A 13,468-nucleotide genomic window follows, 5' to 3' on the forward strand; every position below is an offset into this window, starting at 1 on the left:
CCGTCCATGAGTCTGAACAGTCCTTCTTCCCTACCCATCGCGCTGCTCCGTCGTTGGGGCTTCCTGGTCCTGCCCTGCGCGGTCATGGTCGCGCTGCTGTGGCTGCCCTTCGGCTTCAGCATCACCGGCCTGATCGAGGAATGGGACGTACTTGCCCTGTTCACGCTGCGTGACCCATTCATCTGGGTCAGCCCGGATGGACCGTTGACCGCGCATCGCCTGCGTCCGCTGACGGTGGCACCGCACGCGATCGGTTATCTGCTCGACCCGAACTCGTTCGCCTACTGGCACGTGCTGCTGATCGGCTCGCTGATGCTGAAGGGCATCGGCGCAAGCCTCATGGGCTGGTGGCTGACCCGCTCCCGCCGCTGGGCGGCGGTACTCGGCCTGCTGGTGGTGTTCTACCCCGCCGATACGATGCAGCTGTCGTTCCGCTCCTTCCACATCGACTGGTCGATCTCCCTGTCCCTGCTCGGCGTGGCGCTCTGCGCCTACGCCTACACGCTGCAGAAGACGTGGCAGCGTGCGCTGGCGATGGTGTTGGCCGTGCCGTGCGCGGTGCTGGCCACCTTCGCCTACGAGGCCGCCCTGACCTTCGTGGTCGTCCCGCTGCTGTTGCTGTACGCGCGCTTCGGCGTACGTGGTGCCCTGGCCAAGGTCAACGGTCACCGGGTGGTCAGCGCCGCCTGGATTGTTGGCATTCTGATCAACATCGGCTATGTGCTGTACGCCAAGGGCAGCGGCGATACCTACCAGGCTGCCCTGATGGGGCCGTCGGTGCAGATCGACGTCGTCGACCGCCTGCAACGCGTCGGCGGCATTGGCTTCGGCCGCGCCCTGGTCGGTGCCTGGCTCGACGCCACAGCCATTACCTGGTTCGAGTACCGCACGCACCTGTATCTTGCGCTCTCCACGTGCCTGGTCGGTGTCGCGGTGTGGCGCAGCAGCCGCGCGCTGCCCGGTGAGAACCCCACCGCCGATATCGTCGCCCCCTCCACATCGCTGGTACGCATGGCGGTGGCGGGTCTGGTGATGATCGGTCTGGGGTACCTGCCGTTCGCCGCCTCGCTGCCCCACCTGCAGATCTCCCAGCGGACCTTCCTGGGCGCCGCGCCGGGCGCCGCCCTGGTCTGCGTCGCCGTGCTCGTCGCCTTCACCCGCCGCAGCTGGGGCCTGGGCGTGGTCCTGACCGCCAGCGCGTTGATCGTGGCCTTCGCGGCACAGATGTTCCAGTTCGACCACTACCGCCGCCTGTCGGTCGCCCAGCAGACGCTCCTGGGCGACATCGTCTCCAATGCGCCACCGTTCAAGCTCGACCAGACCCTGGTGATCGTGGACAAGCGTGATCAGCTCAACGATGTCTGGATGGTCCGTGAGGGCATGGTGATGGCGCTGACCTATCTGTATGACCGGCCCATCGAGCGCCCGGTGATCTGCAGCCCGTCCGGCAATGTCTGGCAGTTCCCCAACGCGGAAGGCCGCCTGGGCACCTGCGAGGAGACCGAAACCGGCTGGACCTTGACCGAAGCGCCGTTGGTCAGCGCCCCCGACAAGGAACCGCGGACCCTGAAGGTGAACCGCGAGAAGACGGTGGTTGTCACCCTGGAAGCCGATGGAACCACCACCTCCAGCGCGTCCCAGGAAGACCTGGTGGCCTACCGGCGCATGCTGGAGACCGGCCATGCGCCGCTCGCCGAGCGCTACCGTCACATCCTGCGCCCGAGCGCATGGCCGCTGGCGTTCGACCAGTTCCGCACCGCGCGTTCGAGCGACCGCTTCCGCTGGGACTTCGGCCGCTGGTGGAGCATGGAAGAGCCGACCCGAGGCGCTGGCTGGGCGGCCGGTGGCTGGACGATCAACGGCCACAAAGTGCCGGTCTGGCGCTCGGTCGCATGGAAGATCCAACCAGAAGCCACGCTGCAGTTCGACCTGCTCCCAGGCCCGCGCCCGTATACGCTGACCGCGCGGATCCTGCAGCTGGTGCCACCGACCACCCCCGAGTCCATCAAGCTGCGCGTCAACGACCGGTTGATCGCAGTGCAGTGGAAGGACCCGACCACCCTGAGCGCGGACGTCCCGGCCGATGCCCTCAGGATCGGCACCAATGTGATCGCCTTCGACAGCCCGGTGTCCAAGGATGCCACGCCCCTGAGCTTCCTCGTCGACTGGGTGACGCTGGACCCTGAGGAACCCTCTCCCGCCCGGTGAGCAGTGGCTGTATCATTCGCTCAGTTGTATGTCCACCTTTCCACGTACCGGAAGGATTGCCGTCGACGGATCCGACCACCCCAATCCAACAGCTCATCGAGCATTTCATGAATACACAGTACCGCAGGATTGCATTCCCCCTGATTCTGGCCTCCACCTTTGCACTGGCGGCCTGCTCCTCCAATGAAAGCGAAACGCCGGCTGCAGCCGAACAGGCGGCTCCGGCGGCCGCTCCGGCGAACCAGAACAAGCCGCTGACCCAGGAAGAGGTGGCGATCGCCATTGAGCAGGTGGGTCAGACCACCTACAACGCGGCCGAAGACACCGTGACGGTGGCCTTCAAGGTCACCAACAACGGCAAGGTCGCGCTGCCCGCCAACGGCACCCAGATCGTGTCTGCTGGCGTGCTGCAGCTGGTTCCGGATCCCGCTACGCCGGAAGGCAAGCGTGGCCAGGATATCGGCCGCGCACTGCTTACCGGCGACCTGCAGGTGGGTCAGTCCCAGGAGATGAAGGCATCCGTTCCGGCCGAGCTGCTGGTGGGCAACAAGCTGCAGGTTGAACTGCTGCAGGAAGGTGTGGCGTGGTTCGGCTTCAACTTCCAGCAGCCGGTGCTGGTGCTGGGTCCGTTCGCCCGCTGTGCGGACGGCAAGGGCCTGTGCGACGACAAGGGTGCGCCGCTCGCGGCTACCGCCCCGTAATTGCGGTCAGTGTAAAAAAACGCCCCGGCAGCGCGACGCGCTCCGGGGCGTTTTCATTGGTGGGCCCGCGCCGCTGGCGCGCGCCCTGCCTGGGGTCAGCCTTCAAGCATCCATTGCAGGGTTTCACGCAGCGGGCGGAACGCAATTCCCCCGGTCAACGCCGTGAAGCGCGCATTGGAGCCTGCAAGCCGGTCCACGTCGTGGCTGCGGATCAGACCCGAGTCGCTTTCAATGGCGAAATCCAGGCCCGACAGCTCACTGACAGTGTCGATGACCGTGCGCAGCGAGGTCGATACGCCGCTGCAGATGTTGACCACATCGCCGCGACAGCGCTGCTGGATCAACATGCCATAGCAATGGACCAGGTCGCGGACGTCGGTGAAATCCCGCTCCACGTCCAAGTTGCCAAGCCGCAGGTCGGTGCTGCCGCGACGCGCATGATCGATGACCTTGGCGACGAAGAACGAGGGCGACTGGCCGACACCGGTGTAGTTGAACGGACGGGTTACCATGATCGGCAATCGGTCCATGTACAGGTGGGCCACATGCTCGCTGGCGACCTTGCTGATGGCGTAATCGTTGAACGGCGCCATCGGCGACTGCTCGCTGAGCAGCTCACTGGACGAAGCACCGTAGACATGCGCGCTGCTGGGCAGCACCACGCTGTGCAGAGGCGTCTCCAGCTCGACCAGCGCGTCCAGCAGATTGCGCGTGCCCATGATGTTGGCCTGGTAGATCGCCGAAACGTCGCGATGGGCGACGTGCGAGACCCCCGCCAGGTGAATCACGACCTGGGGCTGGATGCAGGCCAACGCCGCAGCCAGTGCATCGCGGTCCAGGATGTCGGCGATGACGTGGTCGCGCCCTGCGATCGGGCTGCGGCTGATTCCCTGTACCTGGTAGCCAAGCCGTTCCAGCTCGGCGGCCATGTAAGGGCCCGTGAATCCCTCGATTCCGGTTATCGCTGCGATGGGCTTCATGGGAGAGTTCCGTTGAGGTTCGACTGCCTAGGTGGAACCGCGGTGGACGGGCCGTCATCCCGGCCCGCCCCACGCGATTGGACGATTAAGCAACGACTTCGCAGGTCAGAACGATGCGCCGGCCTCGTTACGGCGCAGGTCGGCAGCCACCATCATCTCGCACAGCTCTTCCAGCGTGGTCGACGGTTCCCAGCCCAGCTCGCGCTTGGCCTTTTCCGGGTTGCCGATCAGCAGGTCCACTTCGGCCGGACGGTGGAACTTCGGGTTGATCTTGACCAGGGTCTTGCCTGAGGCGCTGCAGGTACCCACTTCGTCCAGACCGGTGCCGTTCCAGGCCAGGTCCACGCCGATGGCCTTGAACGCCATCGTGACGAAGTCGCGCACGGTCTCGGTCCGGTTGGTGGCCAGCACGTAGGTGTCCGGCTTGTCGGCCTGCAGCATCCGCCACATGCCTTCCACGTACTCCTTGGCAAAGCCCCAGTCGCGCTTGGCATCCAGGTTGCCCAATTCCAGCACGTCCAGTTTGCCCAGCTTGATCTTGGCCACCGAGTCGGTGATCTTGCGGGTCACGAACTCACGGCCGCGCAGCGGGGACTCGTGGTTGAACAGGATGCCGCTGGACGCGAACATGTCGTAGGACTCGCGGTAGTTCACCGTCATCCAGTGCGCGTAGAGCTTGGCCACGCCGTACGGGCTGCGCGGGTAGAACTGGGTCTGCTCGGTCTGCGGAACCTGCTGGACCAGACCGAACATTTCCGAGGTCGATGCCTGGTAGAAGCGGATCTTCGGATTGACTGCACGGATGGCTTCGAGCAGGTTCAGTGCGCCCAGCGCAGTGATCTGCGCGGTCAGCACGGGCTGGTCGAAGGACACGCCCACGAAGCTCTGCGCGGCCAGGTTGTAGACCTCGGTTGCCTCGCTTTCCTGCAGCAGGCGGATCGACGAGCCCAGATCCTGCAGGTCGTGTTCGACCAGATGCAGATTCGGGTGCTTCTCGATGCCGAGCTCTTCAATACGCCAGAAGTTGACCGAGCTGGTGCGGCGGTAAGTGCCGTAGACCTTGTAGCCCTTTTCAAGGAGCAACTGCGCCAGGTAAGCGCCGTCCTGGCCGGAAATACCGGTGATAACTGCAGATTTCATGGTTTTCATTCCTGGGTGATGAGGTGAAGTGAAGGTCGGCGCGACGCTCACAGGGCAAACATGCGATCCAGCGCTTCAGCGACCCTGCCGGCGGCGGGGCTGCTGCCCGGGATGCCCATCCGGCCAAGTTCGCGGCCCAGCGCCTTGCTGGTCAGCAGGTAGGGCTCGCAGGCGATGAACTCGGGAATGAGCTGATCCAGGCCGGTGGCATAGTGTTTGGCGGAGAACTCGCCGTGCGCCCATGCGCGGGCGCGGGCGCCCATCTGCCGACCTTCGGCACGATGGCGGTCGATGTACTGAAGCTGCGCCAGCAGCTCCTCTTCGCAATCACCCTGCGGGATCTTGAGTACGTACTCGTCGGGCAGATCGGCATAGAAGCCTGCGTTGGACACGATCACCGGCACGCCAGACTGCATACCTTCCACCGCCGAGGCAGAGGCGCCCTCCAGCGCCGGATCGCGCAGGCAGCAGATGGCATCTGCCTCGGCCATGCCCTCGATCAGGCGTTCGTCGCTGACGCGGCCTTCCAGGGTCAGACCCAGGAAACCGACCTCGGCGCAGATCGCCTCAAGGCGCCTGCGTTCCTGATCGCCCACGCCGCCGAGCACGTGGTACTCGGTGCGTGCCGCCAGTTCCGGGTCGCGTACCAATGCTCGCACGACCTTGTCCACGCACTTGTTCGGATTGACCACGCCCAGCGTACACAAGCGCAGGCGCGAGCGGTCCTCGACCGGCGCACGGCGATCCTGCGGCACGTCCGGCGCCGGATAGGCAAGCGACAGCTTGTGCACTGGCCCCGGGCAGCGTGCCTGGACCTTGGCGCGGTAGAACTCGGAGTGGATGATGCAGCCGAGCAGGTCGGAGACTGCCCACTGCGTCATCGGGAAGTGCTCGGCAGCCACGGTCATGATGGTTTCGCTGGTGGCCGCAGCGCACAGCTCCCCCGCTTCCTGGCCGTAGAGCCCCTGGATCACGCGCGGGGCATCCTGCGGACGCCCTTCGGCCTTCAGTCGATCCCAGAACAGGTTGAGCACGAACCAGTCATGCATCACGCCGACGAACGGACGCTTGCGCGCCAGCTCGAAGATGCCACCGTGGAATCCGTAGTGGTCGCCGATATTGGCAAACACCAGATCGGCGGTACGCAGCCACTCCTCTTCCATCGCACTGCCCGGCACGAGCACCACGGGATCGGGCAGAGAGGCGTTGAGTGCGGCCTCGCCGGTTTCAGTGCGGTAGATCGCCACATCGTGGCCAAGCGCGCGCAGTTCGGCGACGACGTGGCTGCTGAAACGTGCGATCGCCGAAGGACCGCAGTAGGGGCCGGCCCAGATAAGCTTCATCGGGTGAGTTTCTCCACCGTTGTGGCCCAGTTGATGTCCAGGCTGGTCCAGCTTTCATAGGCGCTCTGCCCACGTTCGAGCGTCACCGCCCGCGTGGCGAAGGCCTGCGTCAATGCCGCAGCGATCTGCGCGGTATCGTCGGCGCAGACCCAACCGTTGACGCCATCCTTGATCAACTCGGTCAGATCGCCCGAATCGTCCACCGTGATCACGGCCTTGCGGGCCTGGCAGGCTTCCATCGTGACGTAACCGAAGGAGTCCTCGGCCATCGGCAGGTAGGCGCAGGCCAGCGCACCGTTGACGTAGTCGGCGATGGTCTGGCGCGGATGGAAGCCGATATCCAGCTTCACCCGGCCCTGCAGTCCATGCGCTTCGACCAGCGCACGCAGGCGGTCGGCGTCCTCGGGCGTGTCGGCCGGGCCGGCCACGATCAGCTTGACCGGTGCCTTGGTCAGCGCCATCGCCTCGATCAGGCGGTGCTGGCGCTTGCCGGCGTTGATGCGACCACCGGCGAAGATGTAATCGCCATGCGGACCGCCGGTGAACAGCTCGGTGTCGTTCAAGGGTGCGCGCAGAAGCTCGGACGGAATGCCGTTGTAGTGCATCAGGCGATCCTGCACCGTGCGGCCAACGGCATACACGCCACGGCCGAGGGAGAAGGCATCGTTGTCGGCCTCGGTGATCGCCGAGCGGATCTGGCGACCTTCCGGCGTGTTGGGGATGTTGCTGTGCCCGGAATCCCACATGTCGTAGGCCTGGCGGTACTGATGCGCCAGCCAGAACACCTTGTCATCGAAGGGCAGCAGATAGGCCGGGAATTTCATCGCGATCACGCGATCGACGTTGATCAGGCGCATGCTGCGGCACATCAGCATTTCGCCGACGATGCGTTCCGGCGGATGCCAGGTGAACGGAATGCGCAGCAGCTCGGACTGGTGCCCGGCCTTGCGCAGGTTCAGCACCAGCTGATCGGCCAGCTCCTCGGCGCCGCCGCGCAGCCCGGGCACCATGTTGTTGACGACCAGTACCTTCATGACAGCAACCGCTCCAGCACGTGGTCCCAATTGATCTTCAGTTCCTGCACGCGCGCCTTGGCCGCCTCACCCATGCGACGGGTGTGCTCGCGATCGCGCCACAGCGCATCGATCACCTCGGCCAGCGCACGCGGGTCCGGCTCGGCGATCATGCCGTTGACGCCATGCTCGACGAATTCCAGCACGCCGCCCGAATCGGTGGTGGTGATGACCGGCTTGGACGACTGTGCCGCCTCCAGCGAGGGATACCCGTAGGAATCCTCGTCTTCCGGCAGGTACGCCGCCGCCAGCGCGGTGGACAGCCACTGCGCCTTCTCTTCCTCGGTGATCCAGCGGTCCACGCAGGCCACGCGATCCTGCAGCCCTTCGGCCACGATGAAGGCGCGCAGGCCGTTGGTGTAGCCCGGTCCGCTGCTGGTGCCGCACAGGCGCAGCTTGACCGGCGTGGTCACGTACTTGAACGCCTCCAGCAGCAGGTGCTGGCGCTTGTGGTGCTCCATCCGGCAGATGTAGACGATCTCGTCGCCCTGCTGGTCGCTGCGGAAGTGCGACACGTCGAACAGCGGCGGGTACAGCACCTCTGCGTTCAGGCCGTTGTAGCGCTTGACGCGGTCGGCGACCACCTGCGAATTGGTGAACAGGCGATGCGATTCGGCCAGGGCCGTGGTATCGGCACGCACCAGCGCCCCGCGCAGCGCACGATGGCGCGCGTCGTCGGGGAAGCCACGGTACGAGGTATCCCACATGTCGTAATACATGCGGAAATGGTGGATGAACCACGCGACCTTCTTGGGGTGCTGGATCAGGTGCGCCGGGGGCCGGGTGGTGATCACCCGGTCCACCGAATCGGACAGGTCCATCATCCGGTACGCGGCCATCTGCTGCAGCAGGTCGGTGGGCGTCTCCACCATCGGCAGGTAGATGATCTCGACCTCGTGCCCGTGTTCACGCAGTCGGCTTCCGAGCCAGTCAACGATGAAGCGCGCTCCACCGTTGACGAAGGGGACGAACGAAGAGCAGATGGCGATACGCAAGGTCAGCTGCCCACACGTCGCAGTGCCGACACCAGCGAGGCGACCACGCGCTCGATGTCTTCGGCTTCCAGCTGGGCATGCGTGGGCAGGTTGATGCCACGCGCGGCCTGATCGTTGGCGACGGCGTAGCTGCTGCCATCTTCCAGGTACGGCGGCAGCACGTGCATCGGGTAGAACACCGGGCGGGTTTCGATGCCGTCGGCGTCCATCAGGCGCATCACTTCGTCACGCTGTGCATCGGTCAGGCCGGTCAGCAGCACGGTGTACATCCAGTACACGTGGTGCGCGTAGTCGGCGACCACCGGACGCTCGATGATATCGGCGTGCGCCGCCAGGGCCTGCTCATACCAGCCAGCCACCTTCTGCCGCGCCGCCAGGGCGTCGTCGATGCGCTCCATCTGCGCCAGGCCGATGGCCGCGGCGATGTTGGTCATGCGGTAGTTGAAGCCGACCACCGGGAACCAGTAGCGGCGCTTCGGGTCCATGCCCTGACCGCGGTACAGACGCAGGCGCGCGGCCAGTTCGTCGTCATCGGTGGTGACCATGCCACCTTCGCCGGTGGTGACGATCTTGTTGCCGAAGAAGCTGAAGGTCGCGCAGTCGCCGATGCCACCCACGCGCTTGCCGTTGTACTCGGCGCCGTGCGCCTCGGCAGCGTCTTCGATCACCTTGAGGTTGTGCTTGCGCGCCAGCTCCATCACCGGCCCCATGTCGGTCGGGTGACCGTACAGGTGCACGACGATGATCGCCTTGGTGCGCGGCGTGATCCTGGCTTCCAGCTTGGCCGGATCCATGTTCATCGTGCCGGGTTCGGAATCCACCAGCACCGGCTTGGCATTGCAGTACGCCACCGCATTGGCGGTGGCGATGTAGGTCAGGGTCGGGATCAGGACTTCATCGCCCTCGCCGATACCCAGTGCGACCAGTGCAAGATGGATGGCGGTGGTGCCGTTGTTGATGGCTACCGCGTGGCGCACGCCGCAGAAGTCGGCGAAGCTCTGCTCGAACTTGCCGATGAACTCACCGGCCGACGAAATCCACGTCGAGTCGAGACACTGTTCCACGTACTTCTTTTCGTTGCCGGTCAGGCTTGGAACAGCAACTGGAATCCGCTTTGACGCCAACATTGATCAGTCCTTGTTTTTAATTTGTCTTGCCGGCACGCCAACCCAGGTTCCGGGCGAGGCAATGTCCCTTACCACGACCGTACCGGCGCCAACGACGGCACCGTCCATGATCTTGACCCCGGGAATCGCACGCGTCCCGGCGCCCATGAATACGGCGGCACCGACCTCGACGCCGCCCGCAAGGGCGCTGCCAGGTGCAACGTGGGAATAAGGCCCGACGACACAGTCATGGTCGATGGAGGCGTTTGTATTGATTATAGCAAACTCGCCAATCCGGGCGTCCGCATTCACCACGGCACCCTCCATGATGGCGCAGCCACGGCCGATCCGGGCACTGGGTGATACGACCGCTGATCGGCCGATCGCGGCGACCATGTGCAACCCGAGCGCGGTGACGGTAGCGGCGACCTTCTGACGCAGGCGGTTGTCGCCCAACGCCACGAACGCCGCGTCCACGCCCTGCTCCATCAACCGCGGCAGTTCAACGCGCTCGTCGCCCAGCACCGGCACGCCATTGACGATCTGCCCCACCCGACCTGCATCCAGGCACGCCACCACCTCGTGGCCGCCGCAGCGCAGCAGGTCGATGATCACCTTGGCATGGCCGCCGGCACCGATCACGGCGACCCGGCTCACGCAACGGCTCCCGTATTCATCGTGGACGGCAGCGGACTACCGGGGCGGCACAGCAGGATGTTGGAGCTGACTTCGTCACGCAGCGCGGCGAACGCCTCCACCGGCAGACAGGCGCCGGTGAGATCGTCGATACGGTACAGGTCGAAGCCGTGCCGCACCCGGAATGCCTCCCAGTCGGCCTCGCTGGTACCGGCCCGGCCGAGGTGCGACACCGCATACTCGGCCACCACGCCGATCGCGGGATTTGCCGCGAGCAGCCCTTCCATGCCGGCCAGCACGTCCAGTTCAGCACCTTCGACGTCGATCTTGACCAGATCGATCCGCCGTTCGCCCAGCAGGCCATCCAGGGTACGCACGTCGACCAGGACGGTCTCGACCTCTTCATCCAGCGGGTACAGCGAGCTGTGGCCGGCAACGGCGCCGACGTGGAAGGCACGGCCATCCTCGTCCCGGGCGCCCAGCGCCACCGGCAGCACCTTGACCTGCGGCTCGACGCCGCTGAGCCGCAGCGATGCCCGCAGGTGCTCGAGCGTGCGCGGCATGGCCTCGATGGCGATCACCTTGCCGTCCGGGCCAACGGCGTGCGCCGCCGCCACGGTGTGCAGGCCGATGTTCGCGCCGGCGTCGACGAACACATCGCCGGCCTTCAGCGCGTGCTCGAGGAACAGCCGCAGGCCGCGCTCCACATCGCCGCTGTCGAGCAGGCACATGGCCAGCAGATCGTCGCTTTCGCTGCAGGAGAACGAACCGAACTCGGTGGCGATGATCCAGCCATCATGCCGGCGCAGGACGCGGCGCGGGGACGTGACTGGCCCCTGTGTGGTCATGTTGTCCAGCAGCGCCTGCTGCGCATCCACGCGCTGCTTGATGCTCAGCAGCAGCTCCAGCATCTGGCCGACTTCGATTTCGCCGTTGTCCAGCTTCTGGTGCACCAACCCGACCAGGTGCAGGGCCTGGACCGCCGCACTCTCGTTGGACTGCGGGGCCCCACGGGCGACCACGCCCAGACCGTCCACGCGTTCACGCAGCGCGATCAGGTGCTCGTGGATCGCGTCCACGTCCACTTCCGGGCGCGCGTCCATCGCCTGGACACCCTCTTCCAGGGTCTCCTGCAACAGCGTGCGCAGGCGCTCGCGTTCGGCCTCATGGCGCTCCTCCATCTGCTGGAGGGTGGTATGCAGGTGGCGGCGCAGTTCGTCGCCGTCGGCCCACTGGCGCTCGATCACGCCCTGAAGGCTCGACTCGATGCTGCTCTGGGACTGGGTCGCGCGGTCGTGCTGCTGCTGAAGCGACAGGTGCAGCTGCTCGCGCAGCTCACGGATGCCGGTGATTGCATGGCGCGCGTGTTCCTCGCCCTGCTGCTGCACGCGCCGCAGGGCCTGGTCCATGCCGGCCAGCTTGGTATCCACGCTTTCGAACTCGCGCAGCAGCCGCACCGACTCACCCAGCGTTTTGTTCAAGGTATCCAGTACGACCGCCACATCCCGACCGAGGCCGTCGGTGGTGGCCACGATGGTCTCCAGATTGTCGGCATGCTCGGTACGGCTGGCTTCCTGCAGCCGCTCGACCTGCTGCGCCGACTCCTCGATGGCCAGCAGGCGTGCGTGGTTGAGCTCCAGGCGCTGGATGATGGCGTCCACATCGGAGCCGGCCTTCTGCCGCTCTCGCTCCTGCACGCGCGCATCGATCTCGATGTTGTCCACCCGCTCGGCCAGCTCGCGGGTCTGGCGCGCCGAATCGATGCGGATCTGGTCCAGCTGGTAGCGCATCTCGGAGAGGTTGCGGCTGACCCGCCGCATCCACCGCACCACGCGCACGACCGGATTCTTGTCGAGCAGCACCATGCGCCAGATCGGACCGCGCTTGGCCAACTCGCGGATGGTCTCGGTCGGACTCTGGGTCAAGCGTTCCATTGTCGAACTCCCGTCATGCGCCGGCGCGGTCGCGTCGACTGGATGTTCCAGGGGTGTCGTCTGGGCAACGGCGACCGGAGCGACCACGGCAGCGGGACCGATGTCCATCAACTGCAGCGACCGGATCTTGAAACCCAACAGCCGGTTGTCGTCGCCCAGGCTCAACGCGGTGGGCGACATCGGGTTGGCGACCTGGAATTCGATCCGGATCATCGGCACCTTGCCGACCATCCGCACTTCGCAGTCGGCGCTGATGCTCGACCAGCCCGACCCGTTGGCCAGGACCTGGTGCGCGGGCCCGCCATTGATCCCGATCGATACCAGGGCCCGGTGGCCGGCGGCTTCGAAGGCCAGCGCCCCCATGACCACGCGATAGCGACGATCGGCGCCGACGTCGCGCAGGCGGACATCGATCGAGCTGATCGCCCCATTGGACCAGATGCCGTCTGTTTCCGGGAGCGCGAAGCCGCGCATGGTCACCGCGTCCATGCTGGAGTACGGCGAGCTGCTCAGGACGACTTCTTCGCCTGGCGCCAGGTAGCCATCGCTGGCCCGAGACTGCGCCGCCATGTCGGCGGCGTTGCGGACCGCATTACCCAGCGTGAGATTCAATGCCATATCCTTCTGACTTGAGTTGTGAGACCGAAATTTCACGCAGCGTGCCGTGATTCAGCACGAACACCCGATTGCAATACTCGGCGATGGTCTCCGGCGAGTGCGAGGCCAGGCAGAAGATCTGCGAGGATTTGATGAACTCGCGCATGCGCTTGGCCGCACGTTCCTTGAAGGCTTCGTCGCCGACGTCGAACACCTCGTCGACCAGCAGGATGTCGGGCGTGGTGCAGGTGGCCACCGCGAACATCAGGCGCATCGCCATGCCCGCCGAATAGGTCCTCACCGCCAGCTGCAGGAAGTCACCGAGGTCGGTGAACTCCTCGATCTCGGGGATCCGCGCGTTGATTTCCTTCAGCGGCAGGCCGAGCATCATGCCCATGCGGCGGATGTTCTCGTACCCGGACAGTTCCGGGTCCATGCCGGCGCCGACCTCGAACATGGTGGCCACCCGGCCGACCCGCTCGATGCGGCCTTCCAGCGGCGTGTAGATGCCCGCCATGGTACGCAGCATGGTGCTCTTGCCTGCGCCGTTGTGGCCGACGATGCCGACCGCATCGCCGCTGCGCAGGCTGAAGGACACATTGTCCAGCGCGGTGACCTGGGTCACCTGCCCGCTGCCGGCCATCAGCCGGCCGCCGGTGGCGATGCCGACCAGATTGCGCCGCAGCGACAGGCTGTGCGAGTTGTAGATCGGGTAACGCAGGGTGACGTTTTCGAAGGTGAGCTTGGCGGTCATG

At 65.5% G+C, this 13,468-nt stretch carries 11 protein-coding genes; 2 read left to right on the top strand and 9 right to left on the bottom strand.

All coding sequences use genetic code 11. The annotated features are described in order from the left end of the window. Nucleotides 1–6: 6 nt before the first annotated feature. Nucleotides 7–2,208: a hypothetical protein gene (locus ACO6VK_RS02280; RefSeq protein WP_422505262.1), complete on the top strand. Its 2,202-nt coding sequence runs from the start codon at nucleotides 7–9 to the stop codon at nucleotides 2,206–2,208. 107 nt (nucleotides 2,209–2,315) lie between these two features. Beyond that, the gene (locus tag ACO6VK_RS02285) at nucleotides 2,316–2,909 is read left to right on the top strand and encodes a hypothetical protein (protein WP_422505263.1); all 594 of its coding nucleotides are present in this window, start codon (nucleotides 2,316–2,318) and stop codon (nucleotides 2,907–2,909) included. A 95-nt stretch (nucleotides 2,910–3,004) separates the two neighbouring features. On the opposite strand, the gene ACO6VK_RS02290 is transcribed toward ACO6VK_RS02285, so the two are convergent. The 9 genes from ACO6VK_RS02290 to ACO6VK_RS02330 form a co-directional block, all read right to left on the bottom strand. Further along, a complete protein-coding gene (locus ACO6VK_RS02290) occupies nucleotides 3,005–3,889 on the bottom strand; it encodes an NAD-dependent epimerase/dehydratase family protein (protein WP_422505264.1) in 885 nt (294 codons plus the stop codon). Nucleotides 3,890–3,994: 105 nt separating this feature from the next. Further along, nucleotides 3,995–5,029 carry a GDP-mannose 4,6-dehydratase gene (gmd, locus tag ACO6VK_RS02295; protein ID WP_026070555.1) on the bottom strand — a complete coding sequence of 345 codons (1,035 nt, stop codon included), beginning with the start codon at nucleotides 5,027–5,029 and terminating at the stop codon, nucleotides 3,995–3,997. Nucleotides 5,030–5,076: 47 nt separating this feature from the next. Beyond that, the gene (locus ACO6VK_RS02300) at nucleotides 5,077–6,372 is read right to left on the bottom strand and encodes a glycosyltransferase family 4 protein (protein WP_422505265.1); all 1,296 of its coding nucleotides are present in this window, start codon (nucleotides 6,370–6,372) and stop codon (nucleotides 5,077–5,079) included. Further along, complete coding sequence (locus tag ACO6VK_RS02305; protein ID WP_422505266.1) at nucleotides 6,369–7,406, bottom strand: glycosyltransferase family 4 protein; 1,038 nt, start codon at nucleotides 7,404–7,406, stop codon at nucleotides 6,369–6,371. Before ACO6VK_RS02305 ends, ACO6VK_RS02300 begins: the two co-directional genes overlap by 4 nt. Then, nucleotides 7,403–8,440, bottom strand: a complete 1,038-nt coding sequence (locus ACO6VK_RS02310) for a glycosyltransferase family 4 protein (protein WP_422505267.1) — start codon at nucleotides 8,438–8,440, stop codon at nucleotides 7,403–7,405. Before ACO6VK_RS02310 ends, ACO6VK_RS02305 begins: the two co-directional genes overlap by 4 nt. A gap of 2 nt (nucleotides 8,441–8,442) precedes the next feature. After that, nucleotides 8,443–9,567, bottom strand: a complete 1,125-nt coding sequence (locus ACO6VK_RS02315) for a DegT/DnrJ/EryC1/StrS family aminotransferase (protein ID WP_422505268.1) — start codon at nucleotides 9,565–9,567, stop codon at nucleotides 8,443–8,445. 3 nt (nucleotides 9,568–9,570) lie between these two features. Further along, entirely contained in the window at nucleotides 9,571–10,203 is a 633-nt protein-coding gene (locus ACO6VK_RS02320) for an acetyltransferase (protein WP_422505269.1), read from the bottom strand. Next, complete coding sequence (locus tag ACO6VK_RS02325; protein ID WP_422505270.1) at nucleotides 10,200–12,728, bottom strand: FkbM family methyltransferase; 2,529 nt, start codon at nucleotides 12,726–12,728, stop codon at nucleotides 10,200–10,202. The genes ACO6VK_RS02320 and ACO6VK_RS02325 overlap by 4 nt, the downstream gene beginning before the upstream one ends. Continuing rightward, nucleotides 12,709–13,467, bottom strand: coding sequence for an ABC transporter ATP-binding protein (locus ACO6VK_RS02330; protein WP_422505271.1), 759 nt, complete (start codon nucleotides 13,465–13,467; stop codon nucleotides 12,709–12,711). Before ACO6VK_RS02330 ends, ACO6VK_RS02325 begins: the two co-directional genes overlap by 20 nt. Nucleotide 13,468 lies beyond the last annotated feature (1 nt).

Origin of the sequence: Stenotrophomonas sp. GZD-301 (genome assembly GCF_049310345.1) — a bacterium.
Lineage (GTDB): Bacteria > Pseudomonadota > Gammaproteobacteria > Xanthomonadales > Xanthomonadaceae > Stenotrophomonas.

Coding starts and splice junctions, on each gene's coding strand:
- ACO6VK_RS02280 (WP_422505262.1), top strand. CDS start 7: ATGAGTCTGAACAGTCCTTCTTCCCTACCCATCGCGCTGCTCCGTCGT.
- ACO6VK_RS02285 (WP_422505263.1), top strand. CDS start 2,316: ATGAATACACAGTACCGCAGGATTGCATTCCCCCTGATTCTGGCCTCC.
- ACO6VK_RS02290 (WP_422505264.1), bottom strand. CDS start 3,889: ATGAAGCCCATCGCAGCGATAACCGGAATCGAGGGATTCACGGGCCCT.
- gmd (WP_026070555.1), bottom strand. CDS start 5,029: ATGAAATCTGCAGTTATCACCGGTATTTCCGGCCAGGACGGCGCTTAC.
- ACO6VK_RS02300 (WP_422505265.1), bottom strand. CDS start 6,372: ATGAAGCTTATCTGGGCCGGCCCCTACTGCGGTCCTTCGGCGATCGCA.
- ACO6VK_RS02305 (WP_422505266.1), bottom strand. CDS start 7,406: ATGAAGGTACTGGTCGTCAACAACATGGTGCCCGGGCTGCGCGGCGGC.
- ACO6VK_RS02315 (WP_422505268.1), bottom strand. CDS start 9,567: ATGTTGGCGTCAAAGCGGATTCCAGTTGCTGTTCCAAGCCTGACCGGC.
- ACO6VK_RS02330 (WP_422505271.1), bottom strand. CDS start 13,467: ATGACCGCCAAGCTCACCTTCGAAAACGTCACCCTGCGTTACCCGATC.